At 73.1% G+C, this 16,553-nt stretch carries 16 protein-coding genes; 6 read left to right on the top strand and 10 right to left on the bottom strand.

Going from position 1 to position 16,553, the window contains the following annotated elements; genetic code table 11:
• Positions 1 to 85: 85 nt before the first annotated feature.
• Positions 86 to 1,024: a Ppx/GppA family phosphatase gene (locus FIV44_RS19605; RefSeq protein WP_141005918.1), complete on the bottom strand. Its 939-nt coding sequence runs from the start codon at positions 1,022 to 1,024 to the stop codon at positions 86 to 88.
• A gap of 59 nt (positions 1,025 to 1,083) precedes the next feature.
• Between FIV44_RS19605 and FIV44_RS19600 the strand changes: the two genes are divergently transcribed.
• From FIV44_RS19600 to FIV44_RS19590, 3 genes are all read left to right on the top strand, one after another.
• On the top strand, positions 1,084 to 1,845 hold the full coding sequence (locus FIV44_RS19600; RefSeq protein WP_141005917.1) for a DUF3109 family protein: 762 nt from the start codon (positions 1,084 to 1,086) through the stop codon (positions 1,843 to 1,845).
• Between the two features lie 81 nt (positions 1,846 to 1,926).
• Positions 1,927 to 2,565, top strand: coding sequence for a VOC family protein (locus tag FIV44_RS19595; RefSeq protein ID WP_141005916.1), 639 nt, complete (start codon positions 1,927 to 1,929; stop codon positions 2,563 to 2,565).
• 19 nt (positions 2,566 to 2,584) lie between these two features.
• On the top strand, positions 2,585 to 3,286 hold the full coding sequence (locus tag FIV44_RS19590; RefSeq protein ID WP_141005915.1) for a class I SAM-dependent methyltransferase: 702 nt from the start codon (positions 2,585 to 2,587) through the stop codon (positions 3,284 to 3,286).
• A 180-nt stretch (positions 3,287 to 3,466) separates the two neighbouring features.
• Here FIV44_RS19590 and FIV44_RS19585 read toward each other — a convergent pair whose 3' ends face one another.
• Positions 3,467 to 4,501, bottom strand: a complete 1,035-nt coding sequence (locus FIV44_RS19585; protein WP_141005914.1) for a LacI family DNA-binding transcriptional regulator — start codon at positions 4,499 to 4,501, stop codon at positions 3,467 to 3,469.
• An 82-nt stretch (positions 4,502 to 4,583) separates the two neighbouring features.
• Between FIV44_RS19585 and radA the strand changes: the two genes are divergently transcribed.
• A complete protein-coding gene (radA, locus tag FIV44_RS19580; RefSeq protein WP_141005913.1) occupies positions 4,584 to 6,014 on the top strand; it encodes a DNA repair protein RadA in 1,431 nt (476 codons plus the stop codon).
• A 335-nt stretch (positions 6,015 to 6,349) separates the two neighbouring features.
• Entirely contained in the window at positions 6,350 to 7,423 is a 1,074-nt protein-coding gene (disA, locus tag FIV44_RS19575) for a DNA integrity scanning diadenylate cyclase DisA (protein ID WP_141005912.1), read from the top strand.
• A 14-nt stretch (positions 7,424 to 7,437) separates the two neighbouring features.
• Here disA and FIV44_RS19570 read toward each other — a convergent pair whose 3' ends face one another.
• Both FIV44_RS19570 and FIV44_RS19565 read right to left on the bottom strand, forming a co-directional pair.
• Positions 7,438 to 7,830, bottom strand: a complete 393-nt coding sequence (locus tag FIV44_RS19570; protein WP_141005911.1) for a hypothetical protein — start codon at positions 7,828 to 7,830, stop codon at positions 7,438 to 7,440.
• A 53-nt stretch (positions 7,831 to 7,883) separates the two neighbouring features.
• On the bottom strand, positions 7,884 to 8,699 hold the full coding sequence (locus FIV44_RS19565) for a hypothetical protein (RefSeq protein ID WP_141005910.1): 816 nt from the start codon (positions 8,697 to 8,699) through the stop codon (positions 7,884 to 7,886).
• 93 nt (positions 8,700 to 8,792) lie between these two features.
• Between FIV44_RS19565 and FIV44_RS19560 the strand changes: the two genes are divergently transcribed.
• Positions 8,793 to 9,665, top strand: a complete 873-nt coding sequence (locus FIV44_RS19560) for an HhH-GPD family protein (protein ID WP_141005909.1) — start codon at positions 8,793 to 8,795, stop codon at positions 9,663 to 9,665.
• An 18-nt stretch (positions 9,666 to 9,683) separates the two neighbouring features.
• Here the strand turns inward: FIV44_RS19560 and FIV44_RS19555 are convergent, their stop codons facing one another.
• From FIV44_RS19555 to FIV44_RS19530, 6 genes are all read right to left on the bottom strand, one after another.
• A complete protein-coding gene (locus FIV44_RS19555) occupies positions 9,684 to 10,265 on the bottom strand; it encodes a cysteine hydrolase family protein (RefSeq protein ID WP_141005908.1) in 582 nt (193 codons plus the stop codon).
• Between the two features lie 24 nt (positions 10,266 to 10,289).
• The gene (locus FIV44_RS19550; RefSeq protein WP_141005907.1) at positions 10,290 to 11,717 is read right to left on the bottom strand and encodes an amidase; all 1,428 of its coding nucleotides are present in this window, start codon (positions 11,715 to 11,717) and stop codon (positions 10,290 to 10,292) included.
• Positions 11,714 to 13,153: an amidase gene (locus FIV44_RS19545; RefSeq protein ID WP_141005906.1), complete on the bottom strand. Its 1,440-nt coding sequence runs from the start codon at positions 13,151 to 13,153 to the stop codon at positions 11,714 to 11,716. The genes FIV44_RS19550 and FIV44_RS19545 overlap by 4 nt, the downstream gene beginning before the upstream one ends.
• On the bottom strand, positions 13,150 to 14,619 hold the full coding sequence (locus tag FIV44_RS19540; protein WP_141005905.1) for an amidase: 1,470 nt from the start codon (positions 14,617 to 14,619) through the stop codon (positions 13,150 to 13,152). Before FIV44_RS19540 ends, FIV44_RS19545 begins: the two co-directional genes overlap by 4 nt.
• Before the next feature lie 13 nt (positions 14,620 to 14,632).
• Entirely contained in the window at positions 14,633 to 14,827 is a 195-nt protein-coding gene (locus FIV44_RS19535; protein WP_141005904.1) for a hypothetical protein, read from the bottom strand.
• A gap of 61 nt (positions 14,828 to 14,888) precedes the next feature.
• The gene (locus FIV44_RS19530; RefSeq protein WP_181410699.1) at positions 14,889 to 16,352 is read right to left on the bottom strand and encodes an ABC transporter substrate-binding protein; all 1,464 of its coding nucleotides are present in this window, start codon (positions 16,350 to 16,352) and stop codon (positions 14,889 to 14,891) included.
• Between the last annotated feature and the right edge of the window lie 201 nt (positions 16,353 to 16,553).

Here is a 16,553-nt window from a genome sequence, read left to right as displayed (position 1 = left end):
GCGTACGCGAAGGCGTGGGCGGTCGACTCCGGGTAGACCGAGCTCGTGGAGAGCCCGATCCGGGGACGCCCCGGCCCGCCGACACTCATGACGGGTCGTTGACGCTGAGCTTGTCGATCCGCTCGAGGATCACGCCCTCGCGCAGGGCCCACGGGCAGACCTCCAGCTCGGGGAGGTCGAAGATGTCCATGCACGCCTCGGCGACGAGCGCGCCCGGCACGATCTGGTGGGTGCGACTGGGCGAGACGCCCGGCAGCGCCGCCAACTCCTCCGGCGTCATCGCCACCAGCTTGGGGATCCACTGCCGCAGCTCCGCCAACGGGAGCACGCGCGGCACCAGCTGTCCCTCGGCCGACGGCGCGGCGCCGCAGATCCGGGCCAGGGAGCGGAAGGTCTTCGACGTCGCCGACGCCCGGTGCGTCGCGCCCGCCCGCAGCAGGTGGCCGGCGTCGCGGGCGATGTCGGCGCGGATCCGGCGCCGGATCTGCCGCAGCTGGTCCTCGTCCGGCTGCGCCGCGAACTCCGAGCGCGCCAGCCGGGCCGCCCCCAGCGGCAGCGACCACGCGACGTCCGGCCGCTCGTCGGACCCGGCCGCGATCTCCAGGGACCCGCCGCCGATGTCGAAGACCGCCAGCCGCCCGGCCGACCAGCCGAACCACCGTCGTACGGCGAGGAACGTCAGCCGCGCCTCGTCCTCGCCCGGCAGCACCGCGATCCGTACGCCGGTCTGCGCCTCGACGTGGGCCAACACCTCCTCGGAGTTGCCGGCGTCGCGGACCGCGGAGGTGGCGAACGAGAGCATCTCCTCGCAGCCCTTCTCCTCGGCCACGACGAGCGCCTGCGCGGTGAACGCCGTCAGGGCGTCGATGCCGGTCGGCGACACGTCGCCGTGCTCGTCGAGGTGCTCGGCGAGGCGCAGCGGCTCCTTGTAGGAGTACGCCGGCAACGGCGCCGCGCCGCCGTGGGCGTCGACCACCAGGAGGTGGCCGGTGTTCGAGCCGATGTCGAGCACACCCAGACGCATACGTCCACGGTACTAGCGCAATGAGCCAGGATGACCAGGGCTCCACTAGATTGGGGCGAGTGCCCGAGGTCCCGCTCGATTTCCCCCGCGCGTGGGTGGAGTTCACCAACCCGGCCGACGAGACCGAGGTCCTCAAGTGCGACCTCACCTGGCTCACGTCGTCCTTCACCTGCATCTTCGGCAGCGGCTGCGCCGGCATCTACGCCGACTCCCCCGACGTCGGCTGCTGCACGCTCGGCGCGCACTTCGCCGACAAGGCCGACGAGAAGCGGGTCGAGGGCTTCGTGCGGCAGCTGACGCCGGAGCACTGGCAGTTCCACCCCGGCCGGCCGGTGAAGCGCAAGGACTGGGTCGAGAAGGACGAGGACGGCGAGCGGAAGACGCGCATGCACGAGGTCGGCGGCCAGCGCTCGTGCGTGTTCGCCAACCGCACCGACTTCGCCGGCGGCGCCGGCTGCGCCCTGCACGGCCTCGCGCTCGAGCTCGGGCGCAACCCCCTGGAGACCAAGCCGGACGTGTGCTGGCAGCTCCCGATCCGCCGTACCTTCGCCGAGATCGAGCGGATGGACGGGTCGTCGTACGTCGAGGTGACCATCACCGAGTACGACCGCCGCGGCTGGGGACCCGGGGGCCACGACCTGGACTGGTACTGCTCCGGCAACACCGAGGCCCACGTGGGCGTCGAGCCGGTCTACGTCACCAACGAGGCCGAGCTCGTCGCGCTGATGGGGCGGGAGGCGTACGACGAGCTGGTGCGCCACTGCGAGGCCCATCTGCGCTCGCGATCGGCGCTCGCACTGCACCCCGCCGACCCCCGTTGAGCGCTCCCGCAGCCTTCTCGACGTCAAGAGACAGCGACCCCGATTCGTCGGACCTCTGCGGGCATGCTCAGAATGTCTGGCATGCGCCTGGACCATCTCTCCTACGCGGCAGGACCCGACGGACTCGAGAGCACTGCTGCCCGCCTGGGCGCAGTGATCGGGCGTGAGTTCGTCGACGGCGGCGTGCACCCGCGCTTCGGCACCCGCAACATGATCCTCCCGCTGACCGACAGCACCTACCTCGAAGTGGTCGAGGTGCTCGACCACCCCGCCTCCGACAAGGCGCCGTTCGGCCAGGCCGTGCGCGCCCGCTCCGCCCTCGGCGGCGGCTGGCTCGGCTGGGCCGTGGCCGTCCCGGACATCGCGATCGTCGAGCAGCGGCTCGGCCGGTCCGCCGTACCCGGCTCGCGGCACCGCCCCGACGGCACCGAGCTGCGCTGGAAGCAGATCGGCATCAACGGCCTGATCGCCGACCCGCAGCTGCCGTTCTTCCTGCAGTGGGACGTCCCGGCCGACCTGCACCCCTCGACCGGCGCCGACGGCAGCGTGTCGCTGGCCGGCATCGAGATCGCCGGCGACCCGCAGCGGGTCAGCGAGTGGCTCGGCGAGACCGTCGAGGCGCCGCTGGAGGACGTGAAGGTCGAGTGGGTCGCCCCGCACGGCACGCCCGGCATCCTCGCCGCGCAGGTGCTCACCCCGGACGGCATCGTCCGCATCTGACGCTCGTCCGTTCGACCTGATGCAGCCCCGGGGCACCATCCCCAGCCCCAACATCTGGCACCACACGGCGACGTACGAGCTCGAGAACCGCGCCGCCGACCCGGACGGACGACTGTGGTCCGCGATGCGTCGGCGCGCCGACTGGGACGGCCGGGTCGTGCTCGACCTCGGCTGCGGCACCGGCTTCCACCTGCCCGCCTTCGCATCGACCGCTGCGAAGGTCGTCGGCGTCGAGCCGCACGCCGGGCTCGCCAAGCTCGCCGGCCGCCGGCTGCGCACCCGCGGGGTCGCCGACGCGGAGGTGCTGCGCGGCACCGCTCAGGAGATCCCCCTGCCCGACGCGTCCGTCGACGTGGTCCACGCGCGGTGGGCGTACTTCTTCGGCCGCGGCTGCGAGCCCGGCCTCGCCGAGCTGGACCGCGTCGTACGCCGGGGCGGGGTCGCGCTGGTCATCGACAACGACGGCTCCCGCTCGACCTTCGGCGGCTGGTTCCGGCGCGGGTACCCCCATCTCGACCCGCCCGAGGAGACCGAGCGGTTCTGGAGCCTGCGCGGCTGGACCCTCGACCGCGTCGACATGGGCTGGCGGTTCGCGTCGCGCGCGGACCTGGAGGCCGTCGTACGGATCGAGTTCACCCGCGAGCTCGCCGACGAGGTGCTGCGCGAGCACGAGGGCGTCGAGGTCGACTACGCCGTCAACCTCTGGTCGAAGACATTCTGAGCTGGTTTGGCCGAGCGTGTCGCCGGATCGAGGGCGCCGCACGGTCCTCGCTTCGCTCGGACCGCGGGCGTCCTCGATGCGCTTCGCGCGGGCGCCACGCTGCCGGCCACGCGGTCGAGATAGGCGTCATCCGAGGTTTCCTGGCGACAAGACGCTGGTGTCGGCGGTGAGCGGTGCGGGCTACCGGACGCTGGAGGTCCTCACCTGGAGGGCGGGCTGGAGGAGCACGCCGCTCTGGGCGGCGTGGCCGGGCGCCAGCAGTGTGCGGAGCGCCGCGACGAGGTGGACCGCCACCTCCTCCAACGGCTGCCGGACCGACGTCAGGCCCATCACCTGGGCGACCTGGGAGTCGTCGAAGCCGACCACCGCCACGTCGCGGCCCGGCTCCAGCCCGCGGTCGGACAGCGCCCCGAGCACTCCGACCGCGAGCGTGTCGGACGCGCACACGAACGCCGTCGGCGCGCTCGACTCGAGCAGCGACGCGGCCGCCCGGCCGCCGGCCAGCACGCTGTCCTCGACGGCCGCCTCCAGGCCGGCGGTCGGCAGGCCGAGGGCGGTCATCGCGCGGTGCCAGCCCGCCCGCCGGTCCTCGCCGATCCGCGAGCCGGGCTGCCAGCCCAGCCAGGCGATCCGCTCGTGTCCCTGCTCACGGACGTGCTCGGTCGCGGCCTCGACGCCGGCCGCGCCGTCGACGTCCACCCACGGATGGCTCGCCGCCGGGTCGTCCCACGGCCGCCCGAACGCCACGAACGGCGCCCTCCTCCGGGCCAGGCCGACCGTCTGCGGGTTGCCGAGGTAGGTGTCGGTCACCACGAACGCGTCCACGGCCGTGGAGCGGAGGAGGTCGTCGTACCCGCCGAGGGGGTCGGGCTGCTCCCCCTCCGCGACGCGGCCGCCGGAGAACAGCAGCACGTGGTAGCCCGCCTCGCGCGAGGCCTCCACGAGCGCGTGCACGAACCGGTCCATCGCCATGTTGGCGGTGAACTCCTGCGCCGGGCTCAGCCGCAGGCCGACCAGGTGCGAGGAGCGGGTGCGCAGGTGCCGCGCCGCCTGGTTGGGCGTGTAGTCGAGGTGCTCGATGGCCTGCTGCACCCGGGTGAGCGTGTCGGGTCGCAGCAGGTCGGGGTTGTTGATCGCGTTGGACACGGTCTGCCGGGAGACGCCGGCCCGCTCGGCGACGTCGGCGAGCGTCGCCGGCGGTCGAGGGGTGTCCACCGCACGATTCTGTCACGGCGTTTTTCCACAGCCACCGCGCGCCAGGGCGGTTGCGTCGGCACTCTGCTCTACTGTCGTGCCCATGGCTGGTTCGAAAACACGTTCGACTTACCGCTGCGGCGAGTGCGGCTGGTCCACCGCGCGCTGGGTGGGCCGCTGTGGCGAGTGCCAGGCGTGGGGCTCGGTGTCCGAGGTCGCGGTCGCCTCGTCCGGTTCGTCGAGCCGTACGACGGCCGCGCCCGTCACGCACGCCGCAGTGCCCATCGGCCAGGTCTCGGCGGAGCGGGCCGTCCACCACCGCTCCGGGGTGCCCGAGCTCGATCGGGTCCTCGGCGGCGGGCTGGTGCCCGGCGCCGCGGTCCTCCTCGCCGGCGAGCCCGGCGTCGGCAAGTCGACCCTGCTGCTGGAGGTCGCCGCCCGGACCGCCGCCGCCCGGCAGCGCACGCTCTACGTCACCGGCGAGGAGTCGGCCGCCCAGGTCCGGCTGCGCGCCGACCGCACGGGCGGCATCCACGACCAGCTCTACCTCGCCGCCGAGACCGACCTCGGGGCGGTGCTCACCCACATCGAGCAGGTTCGGCCGAGCACCGTCGTGATCGACTCGGTGCAGACCATCGGCGCCTCGGGGGTCGACGGCGTCCCGGGCGGGGTCACCCAGGTCAAGGAGGTCGCGCAGGCGCTGGTGCGGATGGCGAAGAGCCGCGACATCACCGTCGTGATGATCGGGCACGTCACCAAGGACGGCGCGATCGCCGGGCCGCGGGTGCTGGAGCACCTCGTCGACGTCGTCCTGCACTTCGAGGGCGACCGCAACTCCCGCTTCCGGATGCTCCGCGCGGTCAAGAACCGGTTCGGCCCGGTCGACGAGGTCGGCTGCTTCGACCTCGGCCCCGACGGCATCCGCACCGTCGAGGACCCGACCGGCATCTTCGTCGAGCGCCATCACGGCCGCGTCCCCGGCACGTGCGTCGCCGTCTCCATGGAGGGACGACGCCCGCTGCTCGCCGAGGTGCAGGGCCTGGTGACCCTCTCCCCCGCCGAGCGCCCCCGCCGTACCACCTCGGGCGTCGACGGCTCCCGGCTGGCGATGATCCTCGCCGTGCTCCAGCAGTACTGCGGCATCCGGCTCCACCAGCACGACGTGTTCGCCTCCACCGTCGGCGGCGCCCGGCTCAGCGACCCCGGCGCCGACCTCGCCCTCGCCGTCGCGATCGCCTCCGCCCACTTCGTCAGCGCGCCACCGGCCGGCGTGGTCGCGCTCGGCGAGATCGGGCTCTCCGGCGAGCTGCGCCGGGTCCGCGACCTCCCCCAGCGACTCGCCGAGGCCGCCCGCCTCGGCTTCGCGATGGCCGTGGTCCCCGCCGACCCCGGCACCGCCCAGGGGGTCCGACGCACCGGCGGCGAGCGGACCGTCGACGGCATGCGGGTCGTCGAGGTCCCCGACGTCGCCTCGGCGCTGGCCGCCCTCCACCTCGACCGCCGGACGAAGCACGCCTTGGAGGTGGTCGAGTAGCGGGCCGCCGCGTCGCCTGCGGCCGCCCGGCGCAGGGCAGGCGCGTCAGCGGCGGGCGCATCGGCGGGCGGCACGTCGGCGGGCGCGAGCGCAACGGCGTCGGCGGTGGCCCGCAGGCCGATGGGCGGGGCGGCCGAAAGCCGCGGCGCAGCGGACGGAGCGAAGCGACGGTCCTTGACGGCGGGGGACGGTCGGCTACCGTGCGGCTGCCCAGACCAACCACGAGACGAAACCAGCCCCGAGACCCACCAGACCCGGATATCCACGCATGACCACGGCACCGCGCGGATAGGGTGACCTACGTCCGAGCAGCACATCGAGCAGGGAGCAACCCAGTGGTCACGTCGGCCGACCCCCGACTCCGCGAGGCCCTCGCGTCCATCGCACCGGGTACGCCCCTGCGCGACGGGCTCGAGCGGATCCTCCGTGGGCGCACCGGCGCGCTGATCGTGCTCGGGCAGGACCGGCTGGTCGACAGCCTGTGCACGGGCGGGTTCGAGCTCGACGTGCCGTTCACCGCCACCGGCCTGCGCGAGCTCGCCAAGATGGACGGCGCGATCATCGTCGACGGCGGCGTCAACCGGATCATCCGGGCGGCCGTGCACCTGATGCCCGACCAGAGCATCCCGTCGGAGGAGACCGGCACCCGCCACCGCACCGCCGACCGGGTCGCCAAGCAGACCGGCCATCCCGTGATCTCGGTGTCGCAGTCGATGCAGATCATCGCCGCGTACGTCGGGGAGACCCGCCACGTGCTCGAGGACTCCGGCCAGATCCTCTCCCGCGCCAACCAGGCGCTGGCGACCCTGGAGCGCTACAAGCTGCGCCTCGACGAGGTCTCCAGCACCCTGTCCGCGCTGGAGATCGAGGACCTGGTGACCGTGCGCGACGTCGCCGTCGTCGCCCAGCGCCTGGAGATGGTCAGCCGGATCGCCCGCGAGATCGAGGACTACGTCCTCGAGCTCGGCACCGACGGCCGCCTGCTCGCGCTCCAGCTCGAGGAGCTGGTGACCGGCGTCGACACCGAGCGCGAGCTGGTCATCCGCGACTACGTCCCCTCCCGCCGCCGCAGCCGCGACCCCCTCGACCTGCTCACCAAGCTGGAGCAGCTCTCCTCCACCGACCTGGTCGACCCCTCGGCCGTCGCCCGGGTGCTCGGCATCGGCACCGGCGAGCACCTCGACGGCGCGGTCGCCCCGCGTGGGTACCGCCTGCTGACCAAGGTCCCGCGCCTGCCCACCGCCGTCATCGAGGGCCTGGTCGACCACTTCGGCACCCTGCAGAAGCTGCTCTCGGCCGGCATCGACGACCTCCAGGCCGTCGAGGGCGTCGGCGAGCTCCGTGCCCGCAGCGTCCGCGAGGGCCTCAGCCGCCTCGCCGAGTCGACCATCCTCGAGCGCTACGTCTGAGGCCGGTCACCGGCTCATCCCGCGTCGGCGCAGGTCCCGTTGGCGTAGTCGAAGAAGGCGATGACGTCGGCGGCGTCGTCCTCGTCGATCCCGTAGACGTCGGCGAGGCCGGACGCGTCCGCCGCCACCTGGTCGAGCTCCCTGAGCTGCGCCTCGTCGACCTCGCCGAGCTGCTCGACGAACACCTCGAACCCGTTCCGTGCCGCGTCGTCGATGTCACCGGGCGTCCCGACCTCGTCGAGGTCCTCGGCCCGGTCCCGTACGGCGTCGACGTCGTTCCCGGAGTCCGCCTTCCAGACGGCGCAGAAGTCCTCACTGCTGGCGTCGCCGGGCGAGCCACCGCATCCGGTCAGAGCGACGGCCAGCAACAGGCCGGCTGCGGTCCCGGCGATTCGCGACGTGTGCACAGACCGCTCCTCCCCCGGCTCCCGCGCCGCAAACGGACCCGGGAGCGAGTCGGTCAGTTCGTCGGCGTCTTCGGCTTCTTGGCCTTCTTGGTCCTCTTCTCCTTCAGCGTCACCTGGATCGTCTCCGGAGCCGGCGCGCCGAGCGCGAACTGGGCCTCCGCGGGCTCACCGCCGAGCGCGGCGGCGGCGATGGTGAACTTCCCGGGCTTCGCCCAGCCGGCGTTGCGGGTGCAGCCGTCGGTGGACTCGCGGGCCTCGGGCCAGGTGAGCTGGACGACGGTCGCCACGGCCTGTCGTACGACGACCGGCTGGGCGGGCACCGCCTTGGGGCACTGACGGGTGGTCCACACGTCCTTGCCGCCCTGGGAGACCTTCACGACGACACTGTCGCCGGCGACCTGCCAGGTGCACGCCTCCGACTTGCGGGTCTGCAGCGAGAGCGTCACCGGGACGTCGCGTCCGGCCACGGCGCCTTCGGCGATCGACGGCGTGACGAGGACGTCGGACGGGGTGCACTCCCCCTGGGGCTCGGCGAGGGTGGGCGTGGTGGGCACCGTGGCGGGCTCGGTCCCGCCCGGGTCGGCCGCGCCGACCGGGTCGGCCGGTTCCGAGCCGCCCGTCTCCGCGGCGGCGGCGTCCTCGCCGGCGGTGACGGTCCCGGTCACCTCGACCCGGCCACCGGCCTGCTCCGCCGCCGGCTGCTCGCCCGAGCGGCCGTCGCTGCCCGCGGTGAGCAGGCGGGCGATCACGAACACGAGCGCGAAGGCGAGGCCGAGCACGAACACCCGGCGCCGCCAGTACACCCCCGGCGGGAGCGGTCCTCGGGTCGCCGCACCGCGAGCGGCGCCCGGACGGCGGGACGTGGACATGGGACGACGGTAGCCAGCCGCGACCCGCGATCCTCGCTGACCCGCCGGTCCCGGCGTGGCGCGCCGTGATCGACAGGTCACAATGAACCTGCGATGACGACGAGCACCCTGGTCGAGCCGATCCTGCGCTGGTACGACGAGCACGCCCGCGACCTGCCGTGGCGGCGCCCCGACGCGACGCCGTGGTCGGTGCTGGTCAGCGAGTTCATGCTCCAGCAGACGCCGGTCGCGCGGGTGCTGCCGGTCCACGAGGCCTGGCTGGCCCGCTGGCCGACCCCGGTCGCGCTGGCGGCGGAGCCGTCGGGCGAGGCGGTCCGGGCCTGGGGACGGCTCGGCTACCCGCGGCGCGCGCTGCGGCTGCACGCCGCGGCGACGGCGATCACCGAGCACCACGGCGGCGTGGTCCCGGACTCCTACGACGACCTCCTGGCGCTGCCGGGCGTCGGCGACTACACGGCCGCCGCGGTCGCGGCGTTCGCGTACGGCCAGCGCCAGGTCGTCCTCGACACCAACGTCCGGCGGGTGCTGGCGCGCACCGTGACCGGCACGGAGTTCCCGGCGCGCTCGGTGACCCGCGCCGAGCGCGACCTCGGCGCGGAGCTGCTGCCGGCCGACCCGCCGACCGCGGCGACCTGGTCGGTCGCCGTGATGGAGCTCGGCGCCCTCGTCTGCACCGCCGACCGTCCCCGCTGTGGCGGCTGCCCCGTCACCGACGCCTGCGCCTGGCAGCAGGCCGGCGCCCCGGCGTACGACGGCCCGCCGCGCCCCGTGCAGACCTACGCCGGCACCGACCGCCAGTGCCGTGGCCGGCTGCTCGCCGTGCTCCGCGACACCCACGGCAGCGTGCCCAAGGAGCGCCTCGACGCCGCCTGGGACGACGTGCCCCAGCGGGAGCGCGCCCTCGCCTCGCTCATCGCGGACGGCCTGGTGGCCGAGCAGCCCGACGGCCGCTACGCCCTCCCCTGACCCACCGGGGCGGCGGGATCAGCGCAGGTGGGCCGCCACGAGCTCGCGCCACGGCGCGACCTCGGCGAACACCGCGGCCATCACCTCCAGCGCCGGCCCGTGCTGGGACTCCGGCGCCGAGACGCAGTCCGAGGCGACGAGCATGTCGAAGTCGCGCTGGTGGCCCGAGCGCACCGTCGACTCGACGCAGACACTGGTGACCACGCCGGTGACCAGGAGCCGGGTGATCCCCTTGCCGCGGAGCACGGTCTCCAGGTCGGTGTAGAGGAAGGCGTCGTACCGGCTCTTGTCGATGATCACGTCCCCGTCGGCGGGCGCGAGGTCGTCGACCACCTCGGCGTCCCAGGAGCCGCGGACGAGCGGGGCCGGCTCCATCGTCTTCAGCATCTCCATCCGCGCGGGCGCCTCGACGAAGTCGGGTCGGAACACGTGCCGGGTGTAGATCACCGGGACGCCGAGGCGACGCGCCTCCGCGATCAGGTCCCGGTTCTCGGCGATCACCGCGGCGGTGTTCGGGAGCCCGTTGCCGTTGCTGGGCAGCGAGCCCTTGTCGTGGACGAAGCCGTTCTGCATGTCGATGACGAGCAGTGCCGTGGTCATGTCTCTCCTCTCAGGCCGCGATTCTCAGGCCGCGATCGCCGGGACCGCGAGATGCCAGTCGGTGTCCCTCTGGAAGGCGTCGGCGGCGCGAAGAACGGTGGCCTCGTCGAACGGCCGACCGGCCAGCTGCATGCCGAGTGGGAGCCCGGCCCCGGTGAAGCCGATGGGGACGGTGATCACCGGGTGTCCGGTGACGTCCCAGTACGGCGTGTTGACGGTCCGGATCCAGGAGGCGCTGTCACCCTCGGTGAGATCCGCGATCGACAGCGCGCCCTGCCAGGCGGACGGCGTCAGCACCAGGTCGACCTGCCCGAACAGCTCGGCCACGGCCAGGGTGGCCACCCGTCGCACCCGCTGCGCCTGCACGTAGTCGGCACCGCTGAAGAAGGTGCCGCTGCCCAGGCCCAGCCGGATGGTCCGCGCGTAGTCGGCGAGCCGGGTCTGTGCGTCGGGGCGGTGGTAGGCGCCCGACTCGCCGGCGTTGATCGGCCACAGGCTGGCCATCGTCAGCTCGTAGTGGGGCAGGGTGACGTCGACGACGCTCGCGCCCCAGGCCTCCAGCTGCGCGATCGCGGCGTCGAGGGCCGGCGCCAGCGCCGGATCGACGTACGGCGCCAGGTCGGCGCCGCTGGTGCGGTCGACGCCGATCGTCAGTCCGGTCAGGTCGCCGGTGAGCGCCGCCGCGTAGTCCGGGACCGGCTCGTCGATCGCGCACAGGTCGCTGGCGTCGTACCCGGCGAGGGCCTGGAGCAGCACGGCGCAGTCGTGGGCGGACCGCGCCATCGGGCCGATGTGGTCGAGGCTGTAGCCCAGCGGCACGCAGCCCGACTTCGGCACCCGGCCGAAGGTCGGCATCAGCCCGGAGATCCCGCAGAACATGGCGGGGATCCGGATCGAGCCGCCGGTGTCGGTGCCGAGACCGCCGAGGAACATGCCGGCCGCGACGCCGCTGCCGGTGCCCGAGCTGGAGCCGCCCGGCCAGTGGTCGAGGTTCCACGGGTTGCGCGGGATCGGGAACGGCTTCTCGGGGTCCGGCGCGCCCATCGCGTACTCCATGGTGGTGAGCTTGCCGGTGATCAGCCCGCCCGCCTCCCGGAGCCGTCGTACGACGACCGCGTCGCCCTGTCCCCAGGACCGGTCCAGCACCAGCGACTGGGCGGTGGTCTCGCCCTCGCGGGTGGTGATGATGTCCTTGATGCCGAGCGGGATCCCGTGCAGTGGACCGAGGTCCGTGCCGGCCGCGAGGTCGGCGTCGGCGGCGGCGGCCGACGCGAGCAGGGTCTCGTCGTAGCGGCTGATATAGGTGCCGACCCGATCGTCGAGGCGGTCCGCGGCCGCGATCGCCTGCTCGGCGAGCTGGACGCTGGTGACGGTGCCGTCGCGCAGCGCCCGAGCAGCGTCGGCGATGGTCAGGTGCTCGGTGGTGGGGGTGGTGGGTTCGGTGACGGTCATGCCGCCGCTCCTTCCGTGAGCTCGGCCGGCGTCGGCACCCGCAGGTGCCAGTCCGTGGCCTGTTGGTAGGCGTCGCCGGCACGCAGCACGAGGGCCTCCTCGAACGGGCGGCCGGCGACCTGGAGACCGAGCGGCAGGCCGCCGGCCGTGAATCCCATCGGAACGCTGAGCACCGGGTTGCCGGTGGTGTCCCAGTAGCCGGTGAAGCTGGGGTTCCGCAGTCCCAGGAGACCCTGGGCGAGGTCCTCGAAGGACATCGCGCCGCCCGCGGCCGTCGGGGTGACGATCAGGTCGACCGTCTCGTAGACCGCGTTCAGCGCCCGGATCCCGACGGTGCGGGCGCGCTGGGCCTGGACGACGTCGGCGGCGGTGTAGAACACCGCCATGCCGACGATCTTGCGGAGCGCGGCGAAGTAGTCCTCCCACCGCGACTGCAGGTCCGGGCGGTGATAGGCGAAGGCCTCGCTCAGCATGATGACCATGTCCGCCGTCGACATCTCCGCGTAGAACGGCACCTCGACCTCGACGACCGTGGCGCCGCGCGCCTCCAGCACGGCGACGGCGGCGTCGAAGGCCGCCGGGAGCGACGGGTCCTCGTACGCGCCGGAGATCCGGGCCAGCCGGTCCACCCCGATCCGCACCCCGCTCAGGTCACCGCTCAGGTCACCGCTCAGCGCACCGGAGTAGTCATCGGCCGGCACGTCGATCGCGCACAGGTCGCTGGCGTCGTACCCCGCCATCACCTCGAGCATCACCGCGCAGTCCCTGGCGGAGCGGGCCATCGGTCCGATGTGGTCGAGGCTGTAGCCGAGCGGGATGCAGCCCGACTTCGGCACGCGGCCGAAGGTCGGCATCAGCCCGGAGATCCCGCAGAAGGACGCGGGGATCCGGATCGAGCCGCCGGTGTCGGTGCCGAGCGCGCCGAGCACCGCACCGGTCGCGACCGAGCTGCCCGAGCCGGAGCTGGAGCCGCCCGCCCAGTGCTCGAGGTGCCAGGGGTTGCGCGGGATCGGGAACGGCTTGGTCTCGTCCGGCGCGCCGATGGCGAACTCCATCGTGGTCAGCTTGCCCAGCACGATGCCGCCGGCGGAGCGGAGCCGGTCCACGACGACGGCATCGCCCGACATCGCGTCCCGGTCGTGCACCAGGCTCTGCCCGGTGGTGACGCCCTCGCGGGTGGTGATGATGTCCTTGATGCCGAGCGGGATGCCGTGCAGCGGCCCGACCTCCCGACCGGCCGCGAGATCCGCGTCAGCCGCCTCCGCCGCCGCCAGGGCGGACTCGGTGTAGCGGTCCACGAACATCCCGACCGCGGCGTCCTGGGCATCCGCGACGGCGACGGCCCGCTGAACCAGCTCGACGCTGGTCACCGTGCCGGCCCGCAGCGCGGCCGCCACCCCGGTCAGGGTCAGAGGAACGGTGCTGTCGTCGCTCATGCCACCACCGCCACAGAGGTCGTCGGCACCTGCAGGTGCCAGTCGGAGACCTGCTGGTAGGCGTCGCCCGCGCGGAGGACGAGCGCCTCCTCGAAGGGCCGGCCCGCGATCTGCAGCCCGAGCGGCAGCCCCTCGGCGGTGAGGCCGATGGGCAGGCTGAGCACCGGGTTCCCGGTGGTGTCCCAGTAGCCGGTGTAGATCGAGGAGAACAGGCCCTTCCCAGGGGCCGCCGCCATCCGGTAGAGCGCGTCGATGGCCGGCGCACCGGCGGCCGCGGTGGGCGTGACGATCAGGTCGACGGTCTCGTAGACGGCGTTCAGAGCCTGGACGCCGACGGTCCGCGCGCGCTGGGCCTGGACGTAGTCCATCGCCGAGTAGAGCGCGCCCTGCTTGAGCATCCGGCGCGTGGCGCTGCCGTAGTCGAGCCATCGTGACTGCAGGTCGGGGCGGTGATAGGAGAGTGCCTCGCTGAGCATGATCACCCAGTCGGCGGTCGACATCTCGTCGTAGAACGGCAACTCGATCTCCACGATCTCGGCGCCCCGCTGGGCCAGGGCGGCGACCGCGGCGTCGAAGGCTCCGGGCAGGGCCGGGTCCTCGGCGTCCCCGCCGAACCGGGCCAGCCGGTCCACGCCGATCCGTACGCCGGTCAGGTCGCCGGTCAGCGCGCCGGAGTAGTCGTCGGCGGGTACGTCGATCGCACACAGGTCGCTGGCGTCGTACCCGGCCATGACGTCGAGCATCAGCGCGCAGTCCTTGGCGGAGCGGGCCATCGGTCCGATGTGGTCGAGGCTGAACCCGAGCGGCACGCAGCCCGACTTCGGCACCCGGCCGAAAGTCGGCATCAGGCCGGTGATGCCGCAGTAGGCGGCGGGGATCCGGATGGAGCCGCCGGTGTCGGTGCCGAGGGCGCCGAGCACGCCGCCGGCGGCGACCGCGACACCGGATCCCGCGCTGGAGCCGCCCGGCGAGTGCTCGAGCGACCACGGGTTGCGCGGCACCGGCATCCCGCTCCACCCGTCGGGCGCCCCGATCGCGAACTCGGAGGTGGTGAGCTTGCCCATCACGATCCCGCCGGCCGAGCGCAGCCGCTCGACCACCACGGCGTCGCCCGCGAGGGCGGTGCGGTCGTGGATCATGCTCTGCGCCGTGGTCGGTCCCTCGGCGGTGGTGATGATGTCCTTGATGCCGAGTGGGATGCCGTGCAGCGGGCCGAGGTCCTTGCCCGCCGCGAGGTCGGCGTCGGCCGCCTCGGCCGCCGCGAGCGCGGACTCGGTGTAGCGGTCGAGGAACATGCCGGTGGCGGCGTCGAGCCGGTCGGCGACGGCGAGGACCTGGTTGACCAGGTCGACGCTGGTCGTCGTGCCGGCGCGGAGGGCAGCCGCCGCCTCGGCGATCGTGGCGATCCCGGAGGTGGCGCCGGCCTCGGCGGGGGCGGCACTGCCCGGTTCGAGCGTGGTCGTCATGGCAGGCTCCCGTTCAGACGCGCGGGTCGAAGGTGACGGCGGGCTCGGCGTACCGGACGCCGGGCATGGTGTAGAGCGCCTCGACGCCCTCCCGGCTCTGCGGGTAGGCGGCGACCATCTGGTCGACCTCCTCGGGCGTCGGGCTGATGCCGTTCATCGCGAGCAGGGCGGTCACGATCTCGCGGTCGGTGGGGGTGTTCTCGGGCATGGCGATGCCGTCCTTTCGGTGCTGCGGAGAGTGCTGCGGATGGGTGGTACGGCCGGCTCGATCAGCCGACGCTGACGGTGGTGAGGTCCACGAACCACGACTTGGGCTGGATGAAGCCCTTCACGTCGGGGCTCAGGGCGCGCGGGTTGCGGTCGTTGACGACGTCCAGCCAGGGCGCGTCCTGGTCGACGACGGCGGCGATCTGCGCGTAGATGTCGTAGCGCTTGTCGTGGTCGAGCTCGACCTGGGCCTCGCCGAGGAGCTTGTCGACCTCGGGGTTGCTGTAGCCGCCGACGTTGGTGTAGCCACCGGTCGCGAAGCCCATGCCCCAGAAGGCCTCCTGGATGAAGGTCAGCGAGATGTTGACCGCGTCGGCGTCGTCCGGGATCTTCCCGGTTTCGAACTCGGTGAGCATCGCGGCCCACTCGATCGGCTTGAGCTCGACCTTGACGCCGACCTTCGCCAGGTCGCTCTGCAGCAGCTGGTTCATCGGGCCGGGCTGCATGTTGCCGGAGCCGGACGTCGGGTACGAGACCGACATCGAGAAGCCGTCGGGGTAGCCGGCCTCGGCGAGCAGCCGCTTGGCCTCGGCGGGGTCGTAGGAGAAGGTGTCGTTGTCCTCGCGGTACGCCGCGCTCGCCTTCGGGGCGACCTGCAGGGCCGGGTCCGCGGTGTCCTTGAGCAGGTCCGTGGCCATCGACTCGCGGTCGATCGCGAGGTTCAGCGCGCGGCGCACCTTGGCGTCGCTGAGCGGTCCGGTCCGGACGTTGAGGATCCACGGCCAGATGTGGTCGTAGGAGTTGGTGAGGACCTGGTAGCCGTCGCTCTCCAGGCCGGCGATGTCGTCGGGGTTGGGCGCCTCGACCCAGTTCACCTCGCCGGCGCGGAGCGCGGCCAGGCGGGCGGAGACGTCGGGCATGGCCTTGAGGACCAGCTTGTCGACCTTCGGCGCGCCGCCCCAGTAGTCCTCGTTGGCGACGAGGACGGCCTGCTGGCCGCGGGTGAGGGACTCGAACGCGAACGGGCCGGTGCCGGCCGGGTGGTCGGCGTAATCCTTGCCGTAGGTCTGGATCGCGGTCGGGCTGGCGATGTAGAGGAACACGATGTCCTCCAGCAGGTGCGACCACACGCCGTTGGTGGTGATCTCGAACGTGCTGTCGTCGACCTTGCGGTAGGACTTGACGCCGGCGGCGGTCAGCCCGGCCCGGCCCGAGACGGTCTGGTCGTACTGCGGCGCCTCGGGGTTCATGTACCGGTCGAAGTTGTAGACGACCGCGTCGGCGTCGAACGGGGTGCCGTCGTGGAAGGTGACGCCCTCGCGCAGGTGGAAGGTCCACTTCGTCCTGGTCTCGTCGATGTCCCAGGACTCGGCGAGCCCCGGGATGATCCCCGGCGTCTCGTCGCCCTGCTGGAGGTCCCACTTGGTGAGGGAGTCGTAGAGCGAGTTGCCCATGAACCGGTAGCCCTCGTAGCCCTGGCCGCCGGCCAGGATCGTGTCGGGACTCGGTACGTCGGCCGCGGTCATCGCGATCGTGAGGACGCCCTTCTCGCTGGCCGGTGCGGCCGCGCCACCGCCGCCGCACGCCGCGAGGGGACGACCAGCAGGGCGGCCGCCAGCGCCAGCAGCAGGCGGCGGAGGGGACGCGGAGGACTCGCGTGGGGCGGGCGCGGTGTGGACGAGGGCATGCGGATCGACCTTTCGGGCAGGTCCGACCGCCCGACCTCC

Source organism: Nocardioides humi (assembly GCF_006494775.1).
GTDB classification, from domain to species: Bacteria; Actinomycetota; Actinomycetes; order Propionibacteriales; family Nocardioidaceae; genus Nocardioides; species Nocardioides humi.
This window is presented reverse-complemented; position numbering and strand designations above follow the sequence as displayed.

Bases quoted from the DNA above. Each gene is read 5' to 3' on its own strand.
- FIV44_RS19605 (WP_141005918.1), bottom strand. From the start codon at position 1,024: ATGCGTCTGGGTGTGCTCGACATCGGCTCGAACACCGGCCACCTCCTG.
- FIV44_RS19540 (WP_141005905.1), bottom strand. From the start codon at position 14,619: ATGACGACCACGCTCGAACCGGGCAGTGCCGCCCCCGCCGAGGCCGGC.
- FIV44_RS19550 (WP_141005907.1), bottom strand. From the start codon at position 11,717: ATGACCGTCACCGAACCCACCACCCCCACCACCGAGCACCTGACCATC.
- FIV44_RS19590 (WP_141005915.1), top strand. From the start codon at position 2,585: ATGCAGCCCCGGGGCACCATCCCCAGCCCCAACATCTGGCACCACACG.
- FIV44_RS19545 (WP_141005906.1), bottom strand. From the start codon at position 13,153: ATGAGCGACGACAGCACCGTTCCTCTGACCCTGACCGGGGTGGCGGCC.
- FIV44_RS19595 (WP_141005916.1), top strand. From the start codon at position 1,927: ATGCGCCTGGACCATCTCTCCTACGCGGCAGGACCCGACGGACTCGAG.
- FIV44_RS19560 (WP_141005909.1), top strand. From the start codon at position 8,793: ATGACGACGAGCACCCTGGTCGAGCCGATCCTGCGCTGGTACGACGAG.
- FIV44_RS19555 (WP_141005908.1), bottom strand. From the start codon at position 10,265: ATGACCACGGCACTGCTCGTCATCGACATGCAGAACGGCTTCGTCCAC.
- radA (WP_141005913.1), top strand. From the start codon at position 4,584: ATGGCTGGTTCGAAAACACGTTCGACTTACCGCTGCGGCGAGTGCGGC.
- FIV44_RS19565 (WP_141005910.1), bottom strand. From the start codon at position 8,699: ATGTCCACGTCCCGCCGTCCGGGCGCCGCTCGCGGTGCGGCGACCCGA.
- FIV44_RS19535 (WP_141005904.1), bottom strand. From the start codon at position 14,827: ATGCCCGAGAACACCCCCACCGACCGCGAGATCGTGACCGCCCTGCTC.
- FIV44_RS19530 (WP_181410699.1), bottom strand. From the start codon at position 16,352: ATGACCGCGGCCGACGTACCGAGTCCCGACACGATCCTGGCCGGCGGC.